The sequence below is a fragment of the Pseudomonadota bacterium genome, assembly GCA_016195085.1.
In the GTDB taxonomy this organism is placed as follows: domain Bacteria; phylum Pseudomonadota; class Alphaproteobacteria; order SHVZ01; family SHVZ01; genus JACQAG01.
This window is the reverse complement of sequence record JACQAG010000062.1, coordinates 1-1,145: the sequence shown is the minus strand read 5'-3', so window position 1 is coordinate 1,145 and position 1,145 is coordinate 1. Positions and strand designations below refer to the sequence as shown.

Here is a 1,145-nt window from a genome sequence, read left to right as displayed (position 1 = left end):
GTCGCGGCCCGCGCGCGCGCCGAGGAATTCACCTGGGCGCATTACGGCCAGCGCCTTTCAGCCTGGCTCGACGCACAGCTTTCCTGACCCCCGGAACGACGAACCCCGCGCGGGCCTTGCGGCCGGCGCGGGGTTCGCGAAGTCGCGACCGGAAGCGGTCAGACGTTCTGTTGCACCCATTCGTAGAGCTTGCTCTTGGGCAGCGAACCGATCTTGGTGGCGGCAACTTCGCCGCCCTTGAACAGCATCAGCGTCGGGATGCCGCGCACGCCGTACTTCGACGGCGTGTTCGGGTTCTCGTCGATGTTGATCTTGGCGACGGTCAGCTTGCCGGCCATGTCGCCGGCCAGCTCGTCGAGGGCCGGAGCGATCTGCTTGCAGGGGCCGCACCATTCCGCCCAGAAATCGACCAGCACGGGGGCCGTCGACTGCAGGACGTCGGCCTGGAAGCTGGCATCGGTAACCTTGGTGGTGTTGGCGCTCATGGAAGCCTCGCGAAAGAACAGCGAATCGAAGGACCTTGAACGTAGGAAGCGCCAAGGCCGCGGTCAAGGCGCACCGGCCTCAAAGAAACTATCCCGCCCGATCAGTCAGTTAGGTGCGAATCCGTCGAGCATCGCGGCCGGAACCGGCATCAGGCGCGGTGCGTGGGTCCACAGCAGCGCGCATCGGATCGCCCGACCCGGGAAGAGCGGCGCAAGCGCCGCGCGATAGGCGGCCAGCTGTGCGAGATAGACGGGTGCGACGTCCTTCACGTCGGCCGGCGGCGGCCGGTTGGTCTTGTAGTCGATGACGTAGACCGCTTCGTCGCGCACGCACAGGCGATCGATCCGGCCCGACAAGGCACGCGCGCCCAGCCGTGCCACGATTGCCGCTTCGGCAAGGCCCGGCCCCTCGAACGCGGCGGCGAATTCCGGATGGGCGAGCACGGCCAGCGTCTCGGCCGCGATCGCGTCGATCTGGCCGGACGAAAGCCCGTAGGCCGGGCGCGCGAGCAGCCGGCGTGCGGCCGCCGCCCGCGCACCGGCATCGAGATCGGGCAAGGTCTGCAGCAGGCGATGGATGAGCTTGCCGCGCGCGAAGGCATGGCTCTCGCCGGCACCCAGCGGCGACACCACGCTCGGCTCGGTCTCGGGCCGCGAAGG

Annotated in this window: 2 protein-coding genes; both read right to left on the bottom strand. The window is 68.7% G+C overall.

Annotated elements, in window-relative coordinates; all coding sequences use genetic code 11:
- Positions 1–158: 158 nt before the first annotated feature.
- Positions 159–485, bottom strand: a complete 327-nt coding sequence (gene trxA, locus HY058_18265) for a thioredoxin TrxA (GenBank protein ID MBI3499244.1) — start codon at positions 483–485, stop codon at positions 159–161.
- Positions 486–590: 105 nt separating this feature from the next.
- On the bottom strand, positions 591–1,145 hold a 555-nt coding region (locus HY058_18260; GenBank protein MBI3499243.1), incomplete at its 5' end, for a PD-(D/E)XK nuclease family protein.

Bases quoted from the DNA above. Each gene is read 5' to 3' on its own strand.
- trxA (MBI3499244.1), bottom strand. From the start codon at position 485: ATGAGCGCCAACACCACCAAGGTTACCGATGCCAGCTTCCAGGCCGAC.